Source organism: Streptomyces sp. NPDC032822 (genome assembly GCF_055578825.1).
The window spans coordinates 50,910-67,257 of the sequence record NZ_JBVIOL010000011.1 but is presented as its reverse complement, the minus strand read 5'-3'; the positions used below and the strand labels follow the sequence as shown (position 1 = coordinate 67,257).

14 protein-coding genes are annotated in these 16,348 nt (G+C 74.0%); 5 read left to right on the top strand and 9 right to left on the bottom strand.

Features of this window, described 5'->3' with window-relative positions:
• Positions 1-100: 100 nt before the first annotated feature.
• Complete coding sequence (locus ACZ5VD_RS28635; protein WP_468683734.1) at positions 101-1,150, top strand: serine hydrolase; 1,050 nt, start codon at positions 101-103, stop codon at positions 1,148-1,150.
• Between the two features lie 27 nt (positions 1,151-1,177).
• Here ACZ5VD_RS28635 and mycP read toward each other — a convergent pair whose 3' ends face one another.
• Together mycP and ACZ5VD_RS28625 are read right to left on the bottom strand one after the other, a co-directional pair.
• The gene (mycP, locus tag ACZ5VD_RS28630) at positions 1,178-2,380 is read right to left on the bottom strand and encodes a type VII secretion-associated serine protease mycosin (protein WP_468683732.1); all 1,203 of its coding nucleotides are present in this window, start codon (positions 2,378-2,380) and stop codon (positions 1,178-1,180) included.
• Positions 2,377-3,255, bottom strand: a complete 879-nt coding sequence (locus tag ACZ5VD_RS28625) for a hypothetical protein (RefSeq protein ID WP_468552307.1) — start codon at positions 3,253-3,255, stop codon at positions 2,377-2,379. The genes mycP and ACZ5VD_RS28625 overlap by 4 nt, the downstream gene beginning before the upstream one ends.
• Positions 3,256-5,198: 1,943 nt before the next feature.
• Here ACZ5VD_RS28625 and ACZ5VD_RS28620 point away from each other — a divergent pair.
• Complete coding sequence (locus ACZ5VD_RS28620) at positions 5,199-6,401, top strand: amino acid deaminase/aldolase (RefSeq protein WP_468683730.1); 1,203 nt, start codon at positions 5,199-5,201, stop codon at positions 6,399-6,401.
• 19 nt (positions 6,402-6,420) lie between these two features.
• Here ACZ5VD_RS28620 and ACZ5VD_RS28615 read toward each other — a convergent pair whose 3' ends face one another.
• Genes ACZ5VD_RS28615 through ACZ5VD_RS28600 form a run of 4 tightly spaced genes read right to left on the bottom strand, consistent with a single transcriptional unit; the run spans position 6,421 to position 10,890 of the window.
• On the bottom strand, positions 6,421-7,320 hold the full coding sequence (locus tag ACZ5VD_RS28615) for a DUF2510 domain-containing protein (RefSeq protein WP_468683838.1): 900 nt from the start codon (positions 7,318-7,320) through the stop codon (positions 6,421-6,423).
• A 27-nt stretch (positions 7,321-7,347) separates the two neighbouring features.
• On the bottom strand, positions 7,348-8,139 hold the full coding sequence (locus ACZ5VD_RS28610; protein WP_468552310.1) for a 3-oxoacyl-ACP reductase: 792 nt from the start codon (positions 8,137-8,139) through the stop codon (positions 7,348-7,350).
• Between the two features lie 7 nt (positions 8,140-8,146).
• Entirely contained in the window at positions 8,147-9,517 is a 1,371-nt protein-coding gene (locus ACZ5VD_RS28605; RefSeq protein WP_468552311.1) for an aldehyde dehydrogenase family protein, read from the bottom strand.
• Positions 9,518-9,525: 8 nt separating this feature from the next.
• A complete protein-coding gene (locus ACZ5VD_RS28600; protein ID WP_468552312.1) occupies positions 9,526-10,890 on the bottom strand; it encodes a glutamine synthetase family protein in 1,365 nt (454 codons plus the stop codon).
• A gap of 95 nt (positions 10,891-10,985) precedes the next feature.
• On the opposite strand from ACZ5VD_RS28600, the gene ACZ5VD_RS28595 reads away from it, so the two are divergent.
• Both ACZ5VD_RS28595 and ACZ5VD_RS28590 read left to right on the top strand, forming a co-directional pair.
• Positions 10,986-11,720, top strand: a complete 735-nt coding sequence (locus tag ACZ5VD_RS28595; RefSeq protein WP_468552313.1) for a FadR/GntR family transcriptional regulator — start codon at positions 10,986-10,988, stop codon at positions 11,718-11,720.
• 66 nt (positions 11,721-11,786) lie between these two features.
• On the top strand, positions 11,787-12,551 hold the full coding sequence (locus ACZ5VD_RS28590) for a gamma-glutamyl-gamma-aminobutyrate hydrolase family protein (protein ID WP_468552314.1): 765 nt from the start codon (positions 11,787-11,789) through the stop codon (positions 12,549-12,551).
• A 19-nt stretch (positions 12,552-12,570) separates the two neighbouring features.
• On the opposite strand, the gene ACZ5VD_RS28585 is transcribed toward ACZ5VD_RS28590, so the two are convergent.
• Positions 12,571-13,506, bottom strand: a complete 936-nt coding sequence (locus tag ACZ5VD_RS28585; RefSeq protein ID WP_468552315.1) for a LysR family transcriptional regulator — start codon at positions 13,504-13,506, stop codon at positions 12,571-12,573.
• A 70-nt stretch (positions 13,507-13,576) separates the two neighbouring features.
• Here ACZ5VD_RS28585 and ACZ5VD_RS28580 point away from each other — a divergent pair, with 70 nt between their 5' ends.
• Positions 13,577-14,749, top strand: coding sequence for a TDT family transporter (locus ACZ5VD_RS28580; protein ID WP_468683729.1), 1,173 nt, complete (start codon positions 13,577-13,579; stop codon positions 14,747-14,749).
• Here ACZ5VD_RS28580 and ACZ5VD_RS28575 read toward each other — a convergent pair.
• Both ACZ5VD_RS28575 and ACZ5VD_RS28570 read right to left on the bottom strand, forming a co-directional pair.
• Entirely contained in the window at positions 14,661-15,380 is a 720-nt protein-coding gene (locus ACZ5VD_RS28575) for a helical backbone metal receptor (protein WP_468683728.1), read from the bottom strand. The two genes, ACZ5VD_RS28580 and ACZ5VD_RS28575, sit on opposite strands and share 89 nt — an antisense overlap.
• A complete protein-coding gene (locus tag ACZ5VD_RS28570) occupies positions 15,377-15,982 on the bottom strand; it encodes a helix-turn-helix domain-containing protein (RefSeq protein WP_468683727.1) in 606 nt (201 codons plus the stop codon). Before ACZ5VD_RS28570 ends, ACZ5VD_RS28575 begins: the two co-directional genes overlap by 4 nt.
• Between the last annotated feature and the right edge of the window lie 366 nt (positions 15,983-16,348).

The window sequence follows — 16,348 nt, the reverse complement described above, 5'->3', positions numbered from 1 at the left end:
ACCTGTCCGTGACGCCCTTCACGGATTTCTCAGATTCCCCTGACACACATCTAACGTCCGTCTAACCGCCCGCACAGCCGGCGCCCGGACGATCGCGGACATGGAGTCTTCCAGAGCCGCCCGCAGCCACCGCTCCCGTCCCTCCCGGCGCCGGCCCCTGCTGTACGCCGCGCTCGCCTCCGTCGCCGTCCTCGGGGCCACGGCGGCCGGGACCGTGTACGTGAAGGCGCGGGCGCACTCCGGTGCGGGCGCCGTATCGTCGGCGGCGGAACCGGCGGCGGTCTCGTCGTCTGCACCGGCTTCAGGTTCGGGGTCCGCCTCGGACTCCGCTTCGGCGAACGGGGGGACATCGGTGGAAGCGGTGGCGCAGCCGACCGTGGACCACGACGAGACGCTGGCCACGGCCATGAGGTCGGTGAGCGTGGAGGACGGCGCGGAGGTGTCCGCGGCGGTGCTCGATCTGGAGTCGGGCGAGAACGCGTCGTACGGCGACGGCGCCTTCGACACGGCGAGCATCGTCAAGGTCGACATCCTGGCCGCACTGCTGCTCCGGGCGCAGGACGCCGACCGGCATCTCACCGCCCGGGAGAAGACGTACGCCACCGCGATGATCGAGAACAGCGACAACGCCTCCGCGTCGGCGCTGTGGCGGGCCATCGGCAAGGCGGAGGGCCTCGACGCGGCGAACGAGCGGCTCGGGCTCACCGACACCGAGGGCGGCGACGACATGCTGTGGGGGCTGACCCAGACCACGGCCGCCGACCAACTCGCCCTGCTCCAGCAGGTGTTCGGGGACGAGTCGGAGCTGAGTGAGGCCTCGCGGACGTATGTGCGGGGGCTGATGGGGCAGATAGCCGCCGGCCAGCACTGGGGGGTGTCGGCCGCGGCGGACGGTTCCGGATGGGCCCTGAAGAACGGCTGGCTGGCGCGCAGCACGACCGGGCTGTGGGACATCAACAGCGTCGGACGGGTGACGGTGGACGGCCACGACTATCTGGTGGCCGTGCTGTCGAAGGGCAACTCGACGCAGGCGAAGGGGATTTCGCTGGTGGAGGCGGCGGCGACGGCGGCGGTGTCGGTGTTCGCGGATGACGGGGCGTCGGCCTCTGCCCCGGCGTCCGCGGCGGCCTCCCCGGCCACCGTGCGATAGCGGTCGTGGTCTCCGGGTCGGGGGTGCCTAGAAGTCGTCGTGGCGTTCGCGGCGTCCGCGCCACACGAAGACCGCCGCGACCAGGAGCAGGCCGCCGACGCCGCCCGCGAGGGGGGCCGCCCAGTCGGAGGTGTCGGTGCCGGACTCGGGGGCGTCGGGGCCGGAGCCGAAGTACTTGTCGCCGTAGGCGGCGGCCTGGAGGCCCTCCGGCTTGAGCCGGCCGGCCTGTGTGAGGGCGGCGGCCGGGTCGATGAAGCCGAACCCGCGGGAGTCGTCGCGGCCCCCGGACGGGGCGTTGCGGGCCGTGTCCTCCAGGAGCTTCTTGACCTGCGCCGGCGTCAGGTGCGGGTGGGCGGCCCTGATGAGCGCGACCGCGCCGGAGACGAAGGCGGAGGCGGCGCTCGTCCCCCAGCCCTCGTAGTACTGGTGGTCGGGGTCGGCGATGACCACGTCGACGCCCGGGGCGCTGACCGTGGCGTACCAGCGGCGGGTGGAGAAGGAGGCACGGGTGCCGTACTTGTCGACGGCGGTCGCGGCGATCACGCCCGGGTAGGCGGCCGGGTAGGAGATGTGGTCGCCCTTCTCGCCGCCGTTGCCGGCCGAGGCGACGACGACGGCGCCCTTCCTCAGGGCGTACTGGACGGCCTCGTCCTCGGCGGGTTCGGGGTGGGCGGAGGACGAGTCGTCGCCGAGGGAGAGGTTGATGACGTCGGCGCCGTGGTCGGCGGCCCAGCGGATGCCTTCGGCGAGGGCGTTGCCGCGGGTGTTGCGGGCCTTCGCGCGGGCCTTGTCGCCGTCTTCGAGGATCACGCGGACGGGGAGGATCTTCGCCTCGGGGGCGATGCCCAGGACACCGTCCGCGTCGCCGGCGCCGTGTCCGTGGCCCGCGATGATGCCGGCCATCGCGGTGCCGTGGCGGGCCCAGGCGCGGTCGCCGTCCTTCGCGCCGAAACCGATCATGTCCTTGCCGGTGAGGACGTTGCCGTCGAGGTCGGGGTGGTCGGCCTCGACGCCGGTGTCGAGGACGGCGACGGTGACGCCCGCCCCCTTGGTGGTGCGCCAGGCGTCCTGGGTGTGCATGGCGCCCAGGGCCCACTGCTGGCCGCGGATGCCGTCGGCATGCGCGGCGGTGGGCGGGACGAGGGCGACCGAGGCGGCGAGGAGGACGCTCAGGAGACCGGCCCGGCGGGTCGTGACGCTGATCCGACCCGTACGGCTGACACGGTTCATGAGGGTTTCTCCGAGGAGGCGCTGACGGTTCGGCGCAGTCCGCGTTCGACCCGGTCGGCGAGGCCCTGCGCCTCGTTGCCGAGGCCGGCCTGCGCGGGGGCGGTGGTCGAGCCGGACTCCATGGCCCTGGCGGCGGGCTCCGGGGTGTCGACGTCACGGCCGTCCGCCCAGCCGGAGACGGCGTAGACGACGACGGGGGCGTCGGTGAGGACGGAGACGGTCCAGGAGGCGCGCTGTGCGGTGCCGAAGTTCGCGGCGACGGTGTCCTTGGCGGCGTACGGCCGGGGCATGAGGTCCGTGCGGTCGGCGAGGCCCTCGTCCTTGAACCGCTTGTTCAGGGTGGCCATGGCGGCGGCGTCGGCCTTGGTGAAGAGGAGGCCGACGGTGGTGACGTAGCTCTGGGTGGCGTCGGTGTAGGTGGCGCGCAGGAGGCGTGCGCAGCCGACCGTGGAGAGCGCCTTGCGCAGCAGTGGGTCGAAGGCGTTCTGACAGCCGCTGTCGGGGGCGACGGCGATCCGCGTCCAGGCGCGGTCGGCGCCGCCGGGGCCGGCGCCCTGGCCCTCGACCGTGGGCGGGAACAGTTGATCGACGGGGATGCCGTGCCACAGGTCGCGGGCCGAGGCGAAGCTGTCGCCGGCCCCGGCGTCCCCGGGCTCCCCGATGAGCCAACTCCCGGTCGCCGCACCGCCGATGAGTCCCAGTCCGAGGACGACACAGGCGGCCATCAGGGCGATCCGGGGCCGTCCGAGCGCCCTGTGCCGCACCGGGTCGGCGTACGCCTCCGGCTCCCCGAACGAAATCACCGGCCGCGCCGGACCGGGCGTCCCACCCGGCGCCATCGGGGCGCTCCAGGAGAGGGAGGGGTCCGGGGACACGGTGGGGGTCTCGGCGGACGGCGCCGTGCGCGGAGGGCTCGGCGGGACGGGGGGTACGGAGGGTATGCGGGCGCCGCTCGGAGCGCCGCCCCGGTCGGGGGATGCCGGGGAGGTGGGTGACGGGGTGCCCGGGACCGGGGCCTCGTGCGCGGGCCGTGGGGGGAAGTCGGGGCGGCGCACGGGTTCGACAGGCGTCGTGTCCCCGCGTCCGCCCACCTCCGGAGGCAGCTCCGAACGGATCGGCCGCGGCCGGAACGTCGTCTCCGCGACACCCTCGGCGGGCGCGCCGGTACGGCGGGGCGGCACGGAGCGCTCCACGGGGGGTTGATGGCTCGGGCGGGGCGGGACGGGCCCGGATGCCGGGGCCGCGCCGTTCGGGCGCGGCGGGACGGAGCCCTGCGCGGGGGGCGTGCCGTCCCGGCGGGGCGATGCCTGCCTCGGTGCGGGAGCCTCGCGGTCCGGGCGGGGCGGGACGGGCCCGGATGCCGGGGCCGCGCCGTTCGGGCGCGGCGGGACGGAGCCCTGCGCGGGGGGCGTGCCGTCCCGGCGGGGCGATGCCTGCCTCGGTGCGGGAGCCTCGCGGTCCGGGCGGGGCGGGACGGGCCCGGATGCCGGGGCCGCGCTGCTCGGGCGCGGCGGGACGGAGCCCGGTCGCGGGGCCGCTGTGCTCGCCGGACGGGATGTGCCGTTGCTCGGCGGGAAAGGGGAGGAACTCGGCGACCCCGCCCCGGTGTTGCCACGGCCCGCGGTCGGCGGAGCGTCCGGACGGCGGGTGGCGGGTGCCTGGGGCGGAAGCGGCGCGGATGTCGACGTACCCGCACCGGTCGCCCCCGTCCCACCGGTCGGCCCGGTCGTCCCCGGGTTCTCCCGGCGCGGCTCGCGACCGCCGGTGGCGTGCGGCGGCAGCGGGCCGGGACCCGACGGCCCCGTACCGGTCACCGCGGTGTTCTCCCCGCGCGCCTCGCGCCCCGTGACCGGCGGCGTGTCCGGGAACCGGGCGGATGCCTGCGGTGGGGGCGGGGACGTGGGAGTGGAGGGGGTGGGACGAGGGGACCCCGCGTGTCGGTGCGGGAAGGGGGGCCGGGTGCTCTGGGAGCCGGTGGTGCCGGAGGCGGCCCCGGTTCCGTCCGGTCCGGCGCGGTGGCGCGGGGACCTCGGCGGGACGGCGTCGTCCCCGTTCCTCGGGGTGACCGGGCGGCGCGCCCCGAAGAAGCCCTCCGCGACACGGCGTTCGGCCGGGAAGGAAGCGGACGCGTCCCGGCGGTCCTGTCGCCCGGTCGCCTCGGTCCGGTCCTGGCGGCCCGCCGTCTCGGATCGCTGTGCGGCGCTCCTGTCGGGGCCCTGCCGGAGCGGGCCGTCGGACCGGTTCAGGAACGCGTCGCCGCGTCCGAAGCGCCCCGGATCGACCTCGTGTCCCCGGCGGCCCGGATCGTCACCGTGGCCCCGACGCCCCAGGGCGTCACCGAGCCCGCGTCCGCTCGGATCGTCGCCATGAACACGGAGGCCCGATTCCTCGCCGGTTCCCCGTCGGCCCGGTTCCTCACCGACGCTCCGCCGGCCGGGATCGTCGCCCTCCGTGTCCCCCACCACCGGTGGTTCGGCGGGGCGTGGGGGTGTCGTGGGGCGTGGGGGAACGGCTGGGCGGCGTGCTTCCGTACTCATGCGGGCCACCCCCCGTTTCCTCGTGCCCGGGCCGTCTCCTCGTACGCGGGCCGCTGTCGTCCTGGCCCGCCCGGTACGGGCGAAGCCGTCCGGGCACGCATACCCGCACGGCTGGACCGGCATCCCGACGCGGGCCTATGACCGGCGCAGAGACGATCCTCCGTGCGTGCGCGTCACTCTACGGGTTGTTCCGGGGCGAACGGGAACCAGTCCGTGAGCCCGGGGCATCTGCCCGGAACGTCCCCCTACCCTGCGGTAATCCAGTCTGGCAGGCTGCGTCCATGACTGCGCGCGCCGCCGACCGGGCCCGTTACGACCGGGCCACCGCCCATCTAGACGCCCCCCTCGCGATCGTGGACCTGGACGCCTTCGACGCGAACGCGGACGATCTCGTCCGCCGCGCCGGCGGTAAACCGGTCCGGGTCGCCAGCAAGTCCGTACGCTGCCGGGCCCTGCTGGAACGTGTCCTCGCGAAGGACGGTTTCGCGGGGATCATGTCCTTCACCCTGGCCGAGTCCCTGTGGCTGGCCAGGAGTGGGTTCGACGACATCCTGCTCGCCTATCCGTCCGCCGACCGTGCCGGCTTCGCCGAACTGGCCGCCGACCCGAAGCTCGCCGCCGCCGTGACGGTGATGGTCGACGACCCGGCACAGCTCGGGTTCATCGACGAGGCACGCGGCGGCGGGCGCGAAGTCGTCCGGGTCTGCCTGGAGTTGGACACCTCGCTGAAGCTGTTCGGGGGGCGGGTGCGCGTCGGCGCCCTGCGCTCCCCGCTGTACTCGCCCGCCCAGGTCGCCGACATGGCCCGTGCCGTGGCCCGGCGGCCCGGGTTCAAGGTCGTCGGGATCATGGCGTACGAGGGGCACATCGCGGGGGTCGGCGACGCCGTCGCCGGACGGCCGCTGCGTTCTCGTGCCGTCCGGCTGATGCAGGCGACCGCCCGGAAGGAACTCGTCGAGCGGCGTGGGGAAGTGGTACGCGCGGTCCGTGCCGTCGTGCCGGACCTGGAGTTCGTCAACGGCGGCGGCACGGGCAGTGTGCAGCACACCGCCGCGGAGGACGCGGTCACCGAGATCGGCGCCGGTTCGGGGCTGTACGTGCCGCGGCTGTTCGACAACTACCGCTCCTTCAGCGGCCGTCCGGCGGCCCTGTTCGCCCAGCCCGTCGTCCGGCGGCCCGGCGTGGGTGTCGTGACGGTCCTGGGCGGCGGTTATCCCGCCTCCGGTGCGGCCGGGCCCGACCGGCTCCCGGTGCCGTACTTGCCGGAGGGACTGAAGTACGACCCGCAGGAGGGACCCGGAGAGGTCCAGACGCCGCTGCTCGGCTCCCCCGCCGACGACCTGCTGCTCGGCGACAAGGTGTGGTTCCGGCACGCCAAGGCCGGTGAGCTGTGCGAGCGGTTCGACGCGCTGCGGTTGATCGAGGGGGACGCGGTGACGGCGACCGTCCCGACGTACCGCGGGGAGGGCCACACCTTCCTCTAGCTCCGCGCACGCGGCGGCGTCAGCCGTTCGGGCCGATGCTGCTGCCCACTCCGCCGCCCGTCGCCGTGTCGCCGACCGGCCGGATCCCCTTGGTGATCCGGTCCATGTCGGCGAGCGGCGGCCCGTCCGGGCCCGCGTCGAAGACGAACCGCACGATCACCGGTGACTCGCTGCCGACGCTGGACGGGAAGGCCAGGGACTGCACGTATCCGCCGGGCCCCTCGGCGGTCCGGACCTGCCAGCGCACGAGGTACCCGGCGCGTCCCGCCACCGCGACCTGCCCGGACTTGACGGTCCGGTGGGACTCGATGCCGCCGTAGAGGCGGCGGTCGAGGCTGTCGCGGTCGTACGCCGCGTCGGCGGCCTTCGAGATGTCCTGCTTGGCGAGGACCTCGGGGGACTTCTCGTCGTTCTCGGTGACCGTGCGGGTGAGGACGAGTCCGTGCCGGCAGAGGCCGGTGCCGGCCGGGCAGTCGTACGTCCCGTCGTCCGTGGTCATGACGGCATCGGACTCGGCGACGTTCTTCGCCGTGGTCCAGCCGTCGGGCAACGGCAGGGTGATGCCGTTGAGTTCGTCCTCCACCACGCCCGGGTCGCCGCCGGGCGGCTCGGTGACGGTGGGGGTGGGGCTGTCGGCGGCCGGGGTGGACGGGACGGAGGTCGGCAGGGCGTCGACCGCCGGGCCGCCGTTGTCGTCGTCCTCGCCGAGTACGGCCACCCCCGTGACGATCGCGGCGCCGAGGACCACGGCCGCCGTCGTGAGGGCGACGGCCTTCGCCCGCCCGGACGCCCCGCCGGCCGGTCGCGGCGGCCCGGGGGTCTCGGGCGCGCGCAGGTGTCCGGTCCACGCCGTTCCGTCCCACCAGCGCTCCGTATGGGGCGCCGAGGGGTCGGGGTACCAGCCGGGCGGGGGCGTCATGCTCATTCCGGCACTGTAGGGGGCCGCCTACAGCGGTGTGACGTATGCCCCCGAGATTCCGCCGTCGACCAGGAAGTCGCTGGCGTTCACGAAGGATGAGTCGTCGCTGGCCAGGAAGGCCACCGCGGCGGCGATCTCCTCGGCCTCGGCGAACCGGCCGACCGGGATGTGCACCAGGCGGCGGGCCGCCCGCTCCGGGTCCTTGGCGAACAGCTCCTGGAGCAGGGGGGTGTTGACCGGTCCCGGGCACAGGGCGTTGACCCGGATGCCCTCCCGGGCGAACTGCACGCCGAGCTCCCGGGACATGGCCAGGACTCCGCCCTTGGACGCCGTGTAGGAGATCTGGGAGGTGGCGGCGCCCATCCTCGCCACGAAGGACGCCGTGTTGATGATGGAGCCCCTGCCCTGGCGCCGCATGTAAGGGAGGGCGGCCTTGCAGCACAGGTAGACGGAGGTCAGGTTGACCTCCTGGACGCGCTTCCAGGCCTCCAGGCCGGTCTCCAGGATGGAGTCGTCGTCGGGCGGGGAGATGCCGGCGTTGTTGAAGGCGATGTCGACGCTGCCGTAGGTGTCGTGGGCCGTCTTGAAGAGGGCCTCGACCTGTTCGGGGTCGGTGACGTCGACCTTGACGAAGATTCCGCCGACCTCGTCGGCGGCCGCCTTGCCGCGGGTCTCGTCGACGTCGGCGCAGACGACGTGCGCGCCCTCGGAGGCGAGCCGGCGCGCGGTGGCGAGGCCGATGCCGCTGCCGGCTCCGGTGATGACGGCGGTACGTCCGACAAGGCGGCGGCAGATAGCCTGCTCGGTCTGCTCGTTCATGGGTGGCTCAGGCCTCCGTGCTGATGAAGACGTTCTTGGTCTCGGTGAAGGCGGTCAGGGCGTCCGGGCCGAGTTCGCGGCCGATGCCGGACTGCTTGAAGCCGCCGAAGGGTGTCCAGTAGCGGACGCTGGAGTGGGAGTTGACGGACAGGTTGCCCGCGCGGACCGCCTGGGAGACGCGCAGGGCGCGGCCGACGTCCCGGGTCCAGATGGAGCCGGAGAGGCCGTACTCGGTGGCGTTGGCGAGGGCCACGGCCTCCGCCTCGTCCTCGAAGGGCAGGACGACGGCGACCGGGCCGAAGACCTCCTCGACGGCCACGCGGGCGCGGGGGTCGACGCCGGTGAGGACGGTGGGCGGGAACCAGAAGCCGGGTCCTTCGGGGGCCTTGCCCCGGATGCCCGGGGCGTCCGGGTCGACGTACGAACGGACCCGTTCCCGTTGGGTCCTGGAGATCAGCGGGCCCATCTGGGTGTTCTCGTCCGCGGGGTCGCCGACCACGACCGACTCGATGCCCGGGGCCAGGAGTTCCAGGAAGCGGTCGTGGACGGAGCGTTGGACGAGGATGCGGGTGCGGGCGCAGCAGTCCTGGCCGGAGTTGTCGAGGAAGCCCATGGGGGCCGCCGCGGCGGCGGCTTCGAGGTCGGCGTCGGCGAAGACGATGTTGGGGCTCTTGCCGCCGAGTTCGAGGGTGACGCGCTTGAGCTGGGCCGAGCCCTTCGCCCACACCTGTTTGCCCACGGCCGTCGACCCGGTGAAAACGATCTTCGCCACGCCCGGGTGCTCGACGAGCGCGTTGCCGGCGACGGGGCCGTGGCCGGGCAGGACCTGGAAGAGGCCCTCGGGCAGGCCCGCCTCCAGGGCGAGTTCGGCCAGCCGCAGGGCGGTGAGGGGGGTCGTCTCCGCGGGCTTGAGGATCACCGCGTTGCCGGCCGCGAGCGCCGGGGCGGTGCCCCAGGCCGCGATCGGCATCGGGAAGTTCCAGGGCGCGATGACGCCGACGACACCCAGCGGTTCGAGGATCGTGACGTCGAGGCCGCCGGGCACCGGGATCTGACGTCCGGTCAGCCGCTCCACGCCCCCGGCCGCGTAGTCGAGCAGGTCGCGTACGTTGCCCGCCTCCCAGCGGGCGTTGCCGACGGTGTGGCCCGCCTCGCGGACCTCCAGTCCCGCCAGTTCCTCGAGGTGTCCGTCGACGGCGACCGCGAACCGGCGCAGCAGCCGGGCCCGGTCGCCGGGCGCGAGGGCGGCCCACCGGGCCTGCGCCCGCGCGGCGCGTACGACGGCGGCGTCCACGTCGGCGGCGGTGGCGGCCGGGACGGTGGCGACGACCTCTTCGGTCGCGGGGTTCAGTACGTCCAGTACGGACTCGGCAGTCACAGGGGGCCTCACATGCGTTCGAAGGAGCGGCGCAGCTCCCAGTCGGTCACCGCGGCGTCGAAGGCGTCCAGTTCGACCTTCGCCATGTTGCGGTAGTGCGCGACGACCTCGTCGCCGAAGGCGGCCTTGGCGATCGGGCTGTTCTCCCACAGGTCGGCGGCCTCGCGCAAAGTGCTCGGCACCTGCTCGAACCCGGCGGTGTACGCGTTCCCCGAGCACTCCTCGGGCAGCTCCAGCTTCTGTTCGATGCCGTGCAGCCCGGCCGCGACCAGCCCGGCCACCGCGAGGTAGGGGTTGACGTCGCCGCCGGGCAGCCGGTTCTCGAAGCGCAGGGAGCGGCCGTGGCCGACCACACGCAGCGAGCAGGTGCGGTTGTCGTAGCCCCAGGCGACGGCGGTCGGGGCGAAGGAGCCCGGCTGGAACCGTTTGTAGGAGTTGATGTGGGGGGCGTAGAGCAGCGTCAACTCGCGCAGTGCGGCCAGCTGGCCGGCCAGGAAGTGGCGCATGACGTCCGACATGCCGCCCGCTCCGTCGCCGGCCATGGCGTTGTCGCCCGCCGCGTCCGCGAGGGAGAGGTGGATGTGGCAGGAGTTGCCCTCGCGCTCGTTGTACTTGGCCATGAAGGTGAGGGAGACGCCCTCCTGGGAGGCGATCTCCTTGGCGCCGGTCTTGTAGACGGCGTGCTGGTCGCAGGTGACCAGGGCCTCGTCGTAGCGGAAGGCGATCTCGTGCTGGCCGGGGTTGCACTCGCCCTTGGCCGACTCGACGGTGAGGCCGGCGGCGGCCATCTCGTTGCGGATGCGGCGCAGCAGGGGTTCGACGCGTCCGGTGCCGAGCACCGAGTAGTCGACGTTGTACTGGTTGACGGGGGTGAGCCCCCGGTAGTTGGCGTCCCAGGCCTGTTCGTAGGTGTCCTTGAACACGATGAACTCCAGCTCCGTACCGACCTGCGCGGTGAAACCGTGCTCGGCGAGGCGTTCCAGCTGGCGGCGGAGGATCTGGCGAGGAGCGGCGACGACCGGGGAGCCGTCGTTCCAGGCGAGGTCGGCGATCAGCATCGCGGTGCCGGCGTTCCAGGGGACGCGGCGGAGGGTGGTCAGGTCGGGGTGCATGGCGAAGTCGCCGTAGCCGCTGTCCCAGGAGGACATCGCGTAGCCGTCGACGGTGTTCATCTCGGTGTCGACGGCGAGGAGGTAGTTGCAGCCCTCGGTGCCGTGCTGGAGGACCTCGTCGAGGAAGAAACGGGCGGCGAACCGCTTGCCCTGCAGCCGCCCTTGCATGTCGGGAAAGGCCAGGACGACAGTGTCGATCTCACCGTCGGCGACGAGGGTGTGCAGCTCCTCGACGCCGAGCGGGGGTGTGCGGTCTGCCACGGGAAAGCTCCTTCGGCTTCTTCGCGCTGTTTCGGCCGGGCCGGAAGCCATAAGGTATTGCGGAGAACCATTGCTTGGGAAGGGGGTGCGGCCTGATGTCGCTCGATGCGGAGGGCGGCCCGGAGGACCGGTTGACGCCGGTGCTGCGGCCGGTGCGGGCGGGCAACGGGTTCGAGGAGGCGCTGGAGCAGATCCTCCAGGTGGTACGGCTCGGCCTGGTGCCCGGCGGGGAGCGGCTGCCGGCGGAGCGGGAGTTGGCGGAGCGGCTCGGGATCAGCCGGGTGACGCTGCGCGAGGTGCTGAAGGTGCTCCAGGACCAGGGGCTGGTGGAGTCGCGGCGGGGACGCTACGGCGGAACGTTCGTGCTGCCCCGCACGGACGGGGGCGGCGAGGACGAGCTGCGGCGGCGGATCGCCGAGGCCGACATCGAGGACGTGCTGCGTTTCCGTGAGGTCCTGGAGGTGGGGGCTGCCGGGTTGTGCGCGGCGCACGGCCTGAAGGAGGAGCAGGCGGGACGGCTGCGGGAGGCCCTGTCCGCCACGCAGGACGCGCCGCTGTCGCACTACCGCCGTCTGGACACGCTGCTCCACCTCACCCTCGCCGAACTGTGCGGCTCGCCGACCCTGACTGCGCAGTACGCGGCGGTACGGGCCTCGGTGAACGGCCTCCTCGACTGCATCCCGCTGCTGGTGCGCAACCTGGAGCACTCGCAGCGCCAGCACAGCGCCCTGGTGGAGGCGGTCCTGGACGGGGACGCCGACGGGGCGCGGGAGATGATGCGGGAGCACTGCGCGGGCACGGCGGCGCTGCTGCGGGGCTTCCTGGCGTGACAGGGAAGGCTGGAATCGCGCGGTGAAAAGGTTTTACGTCAGTCCATTGAAGGGCCGGAGGGGCACATGTCGGGCAGGCCGCTGATCGGTGTGAGTACGTACCTGGAGGCGGGGGCGCGCTGGGGCACCTGGCAGCTGGAGGCGGCGCTGCTGCCCGCCGGATACCCGCGGCTGGTGCAGCGCGCGGGCGGGCTGGCCGCGATGCTCCCGCCGGACGCCCCGGAGCACGCCGCCGCGGCCGTCGCGCGTCTCGACGGTCTGGTGATCGCGGGCGGCCCGGACGTCGAGCCGGCCCGCTACGGCGCCGACCCCCACCCGCGCACCGGCCCGCCCGCGCGCGCCCGGGACGCCTGGGAACTCGCCCTCGTCGAGGCGGCCCTCGCCTCCGGTGTCCCCCTGCTGGGCATCTGCCGGGGCATGCAGCTGCTGAACGTCGCCCTGGGCGGCAGCCTCGTCCAGCACATCGAGGGCCACGCGGAGGTGCCCGGCGTCTTCGGCCGGCACCCCGTCAAGCCCGTGCCGGGCACGTCGTACGCCGATGCCGTCCCGGAGGAGACCTCCGTGCCGACCTTCCACCACCAGGCCGTGGACCGCCTCGGCACCGGCCTGATCCCGTCGGCCCACGCGGCGGACGGCACGGTGGAGGCCGTCGAACTCCCCGGCCCCCGCTGGGTGATGGGCGTGCAGTGGCATCCGGAGATGGGGGAGGACGTGCGGGTGATGCGGGCGCTGGTGGTGGCGGCGGCCTTGTCGTCGTCACCGCGCTCGGCCTCACCCCCGTCCTCGGCCTCGCCCTCCGCATCCGCCTCCGCGTCACAGGGCGTCTCCTGACCGGCGTCCGCCGCAGGCGCTACCCGCGGGTGAGCGACAGCAGTTCCCTCGCCGGTCCCACCGGCCGGTGCCCCGTGGGCCACACCGCCCGAAGGTCCCGGGCCAGGGACACCCCGGCCACCGGCACGCTCACCAGCCGCCGCATCGCCAGCTCCTCCCCCACGGCCAGCTCGCTCAGCACCGCGGGCCCCGCCCCGCTCACCGCCGCCGCCTTGACCGCCGTGGTGGACGACAGCTCGATCAGCGGGCGGGCCAGTCCACCCAGGGCCGTGTGGAGGACCTGTCGGGTGCCCGAGCCCTCCTCCCGGAGGATCAGCGGGGTGGCGGCCAGCTCGGCGGCCTCCAGCGGGCGGCGCCGGCGCGCCCAGGGATGACCCGGTGCCGTCACGACGATCAGGTGGTCGTGGGCGATGACCACGGAGTCCAGGCCGGTCGGGACGCTGAGCCCCTCCACGAACCCGAGGTCCGCCTCGTCCGACAGCAACCGCTCGGCGACCGCCGCCGAGTTGCCGGCGAGCAGCGACACCGCGGTGTCCGGCCGCTGGGCGCGCAGGGCGAGCAGCCATCCCGGCAGCAGGTACTCGGCGATGGTCATGCTCGCCGCCACCCGCAGCCGGGAGTCCCGGCGGTCCCGCAGTGCCTGCGCCCCCACGTCGAAGGCCTCGGCCGCCTCCACGATCCGCCGCGCCCAGTCCGTGACCAGCGCCCCGGCGTCGGTGAGCCGGGAGCCGCGCGGTGACCGGTCGACCAGCGCCACCCCCAACTGGCGTTCCATCGAGCGGACCCGGCTGCTGGCCGCGGGCTGGGTGATGCCGACCTCGCGTGCCGCCGCGCCGAGGCTGCCGAGCCGCGCCACCGCCAGCAGCAGTTCCAGTGCCCCGAGGTCCGGCACCCGGTGCGCCACCGAGCCGCCCGCCCCGAACCGGGGAGTGTCCTGATCCGCATCGCCGCCCATAAAGACAGCTTATGCCCTCATAGAGCCATACTCCCTGGTCGCGGCGGTCCACCGGCGAGACGGTGGACACATGGTCACCGCAGTCCGGCCCCTCCCCCGTGCCACCGCACACCCGCCGCGCGCCCTCGCGGTCCGTCACCTCGGCCCGAACTGGTACGCCACCGTCATGGGCACCGCCATGGTCGCCACGGCGGGAGCCGCGCTACCGGTACGGGTCCCCGGCCTGCGCACCGCCTGCACCGCCGTCTGGGCCCTGTCCTGCGCACTGCTGCTCGCCTTGCTCGCGGCCCGGTCCCTGCACTGGCGCCACCACCGCGACCAGGCCCGCGCCCATCTCCTCGACCCGGCCACGGCCCCCTTCTACGGCTGTCTCTCCATGGCCCTGACGGCCGTCGGCGGCGGCGCCCTCGGCGTCGGCCGGGACTGGATCGGCACCGGAGCGGCCCTCGCCCTGGACGCGGTGCTGTTCACCGCCGGTACGGCCGTGGGACTGGCGTCGGCCGTCGCCGTGCCGTACCTGATGGCCGTACGGCATCGGGTGGAGCCCGGACAGGCCACGCCCGTCTGGCTGTTGCCCGTGGTCGCGCCCATGGTGTCGGCCGCGCTCGGGCCGCTGCTGGTGCCGCATCTGCCGCCCGGCCTGCCGCGGGAGGCCCTGCTGTTCGCGTGCGTCGCGATGTTCGGGCTGAGCCTGCTGGCGACGCTGGCCGTGCTGCCGCTGGTCTTCGCCCGGTTGCTGACCGGCGGGCCGCTCCCTCTCACGCTGACCCCGACCCTGTTCCTGGTGCTCGGCCCGCTCGGCCAGTCGACCACCGCCGTCGGCAACTTCGCGGCCGTGGCACCCGGCATCGTCCCCGCCGCCTACAGCGAGGGCTTCGACGCCCTCGTGGTGCTGTACGGCGTCCCCGTGATGGGCCTCGCCCTGCTCTGGCTCGGGCTCGCGACCGCCCACGTCGTGCGGGCCCGGCGGCACGGCATGGGCTTCGCGATGACCTGGTGGGCGTTCACCTTCCCGGTCGGCACCTGTGTCACGGGGGCCGCGACCCTGGCCCGGCACACCGGCCTGCTCGCCTACGACGGTCTCGCCGTCGCCCTGTACGGCGTCCTCGTGGTCGCCTGGGGCACCGCCGCCGCGCACACCGCGCGCTCTCTGCTCAACGGCTCGCTGCTCGCAGCGCCTCGCCCAGCACCCGCGGCGCCTCGGCCAGCGACGGTCCGTACCACGTCAGGTGCCGCCCGCTGACGAGCGCGTGGGGCAGCCCCGGGAAGGCCTCCGGGCCGTCGTCCGGCGTGAAGCGGTAGGGCTCGTCGGGGAGGACGACGAGGTCGGGCGCGGCGGCCAGCAGCTCCTCGACGGGGATCCGCGGATAGCGCTCGGTGTGGCCGGTGTACAGGTGGTCGACGCCCAGCCGGGCCAGGACGTCGCCCGCGAACGTGTCCCGGCCCAGAACCATCCACGGGCGACGCCAGATCGGCACCACCGCCGTCGTAGGGCGCCCGGGCGGCCGGGGCGCCGACCAGGCCTCCTCGGCCTGATCCAGCCAGCGGGGGCGGGCGCCCACCCCGCAGGCCCGCAGCACGCGCCACAGTTCCCCCAGGGCCCCCGGCACATCCCGCACCTCGGTCACCAGCACCTCGACGCCCGCCGCGCGCAGGGCGGCCAGGTCCGGGGCGCGGTTCTCCTCCTCGTTGGCGATCACCAGGTCGGGGGCGAGCGCGACGATCCGGTCGACCTTCGGGTTCTTGGTGCCGCCGACGCGGGTGACGTCGAGGCCGGCCGGGTGCGTGCACCAGTCGGTGGCCCCGGTCAGGACACCGGGGGCCGTCACGGCCACCGCCTCCGTGAGGGACGGCACGAGCGAGACGACCCTCACGGGCGCGGTCGGTCCTGGACGGCCTCGATGTGCTCGGCCACGGCGACGACGACCACCCGGGTGTCGGCCACCGTGGCTCGCCAGCGGTGCCGTACGCCGCCGGTCAGGTACAGGGTGTCGCCCCGGCCCAGGCGGTAGGCGCGGCCCTCGGCCTCGATCTCGACGGCACCGTCGGCGACATACATCAACTGGTCGTTGCGGTACTGGAATTCACGGCCCGCGTCGTGGTCGCCGGTGAACTCCGAGGCGTGCATCTGGTGGTGACCGCGCACCAGGGAACGCGCCCGGGGCGCGTACGCCGGTCCGATGCCCTCCCCCGTCTCCGCTGTCTCCAGAGTCTCCGGTGGCTCCGCGCGGACGACGTCGACGCTGCACGCGGGGTCGGCGGCGGCGAGGAGTTCGACGGCGGTGGTGCGCAGGGCGTCGGCCACCTTCTCCAGGGAAGCGCGGCTGGGCCGTGCGCGTTCGTTCTCGATCTGGCTCAGGAAGGGGACCGAGAGGCCGCTGCGCTCGGCCACGACGGCGAGGGTGAGGTCGAGCGTCCGGCGACGGCGTCGCACGGCCGCGCCCACTCGAAGTGGCTGTTCTTTGTGGTCGCCCATCGCTCCGGCTCCCTCCTTCGCCCGTAGGTCCGCACCCGGTGCGCCGCGCCTTCGGCGCACTGCTTCTGATGAGTTCTCTGCACCCTACGCATGTTCGGCAAACCGTTTCATGCGCCCGTCACATCGACGACACACCGCGTGTCACCGGACCTCACAGATCGCGCCAGTGGTTCGGCGCCCCGGAGCCGACAGGGGCGGTCGCCCCGTGCCGGGAGAAGGTACCGACCAGCAGGCCGGACGGCAGCCTGGGCCAGAGGTCCGTACCTCTGTGTGATTGGCCGGATCCCTACCGTGGGCGCGGTCCTCCCCGAGCCCGCCGCGAGGCCCCCGCGGAGCCTCCGGACATGACCCGAGGGGCGGGCCCGG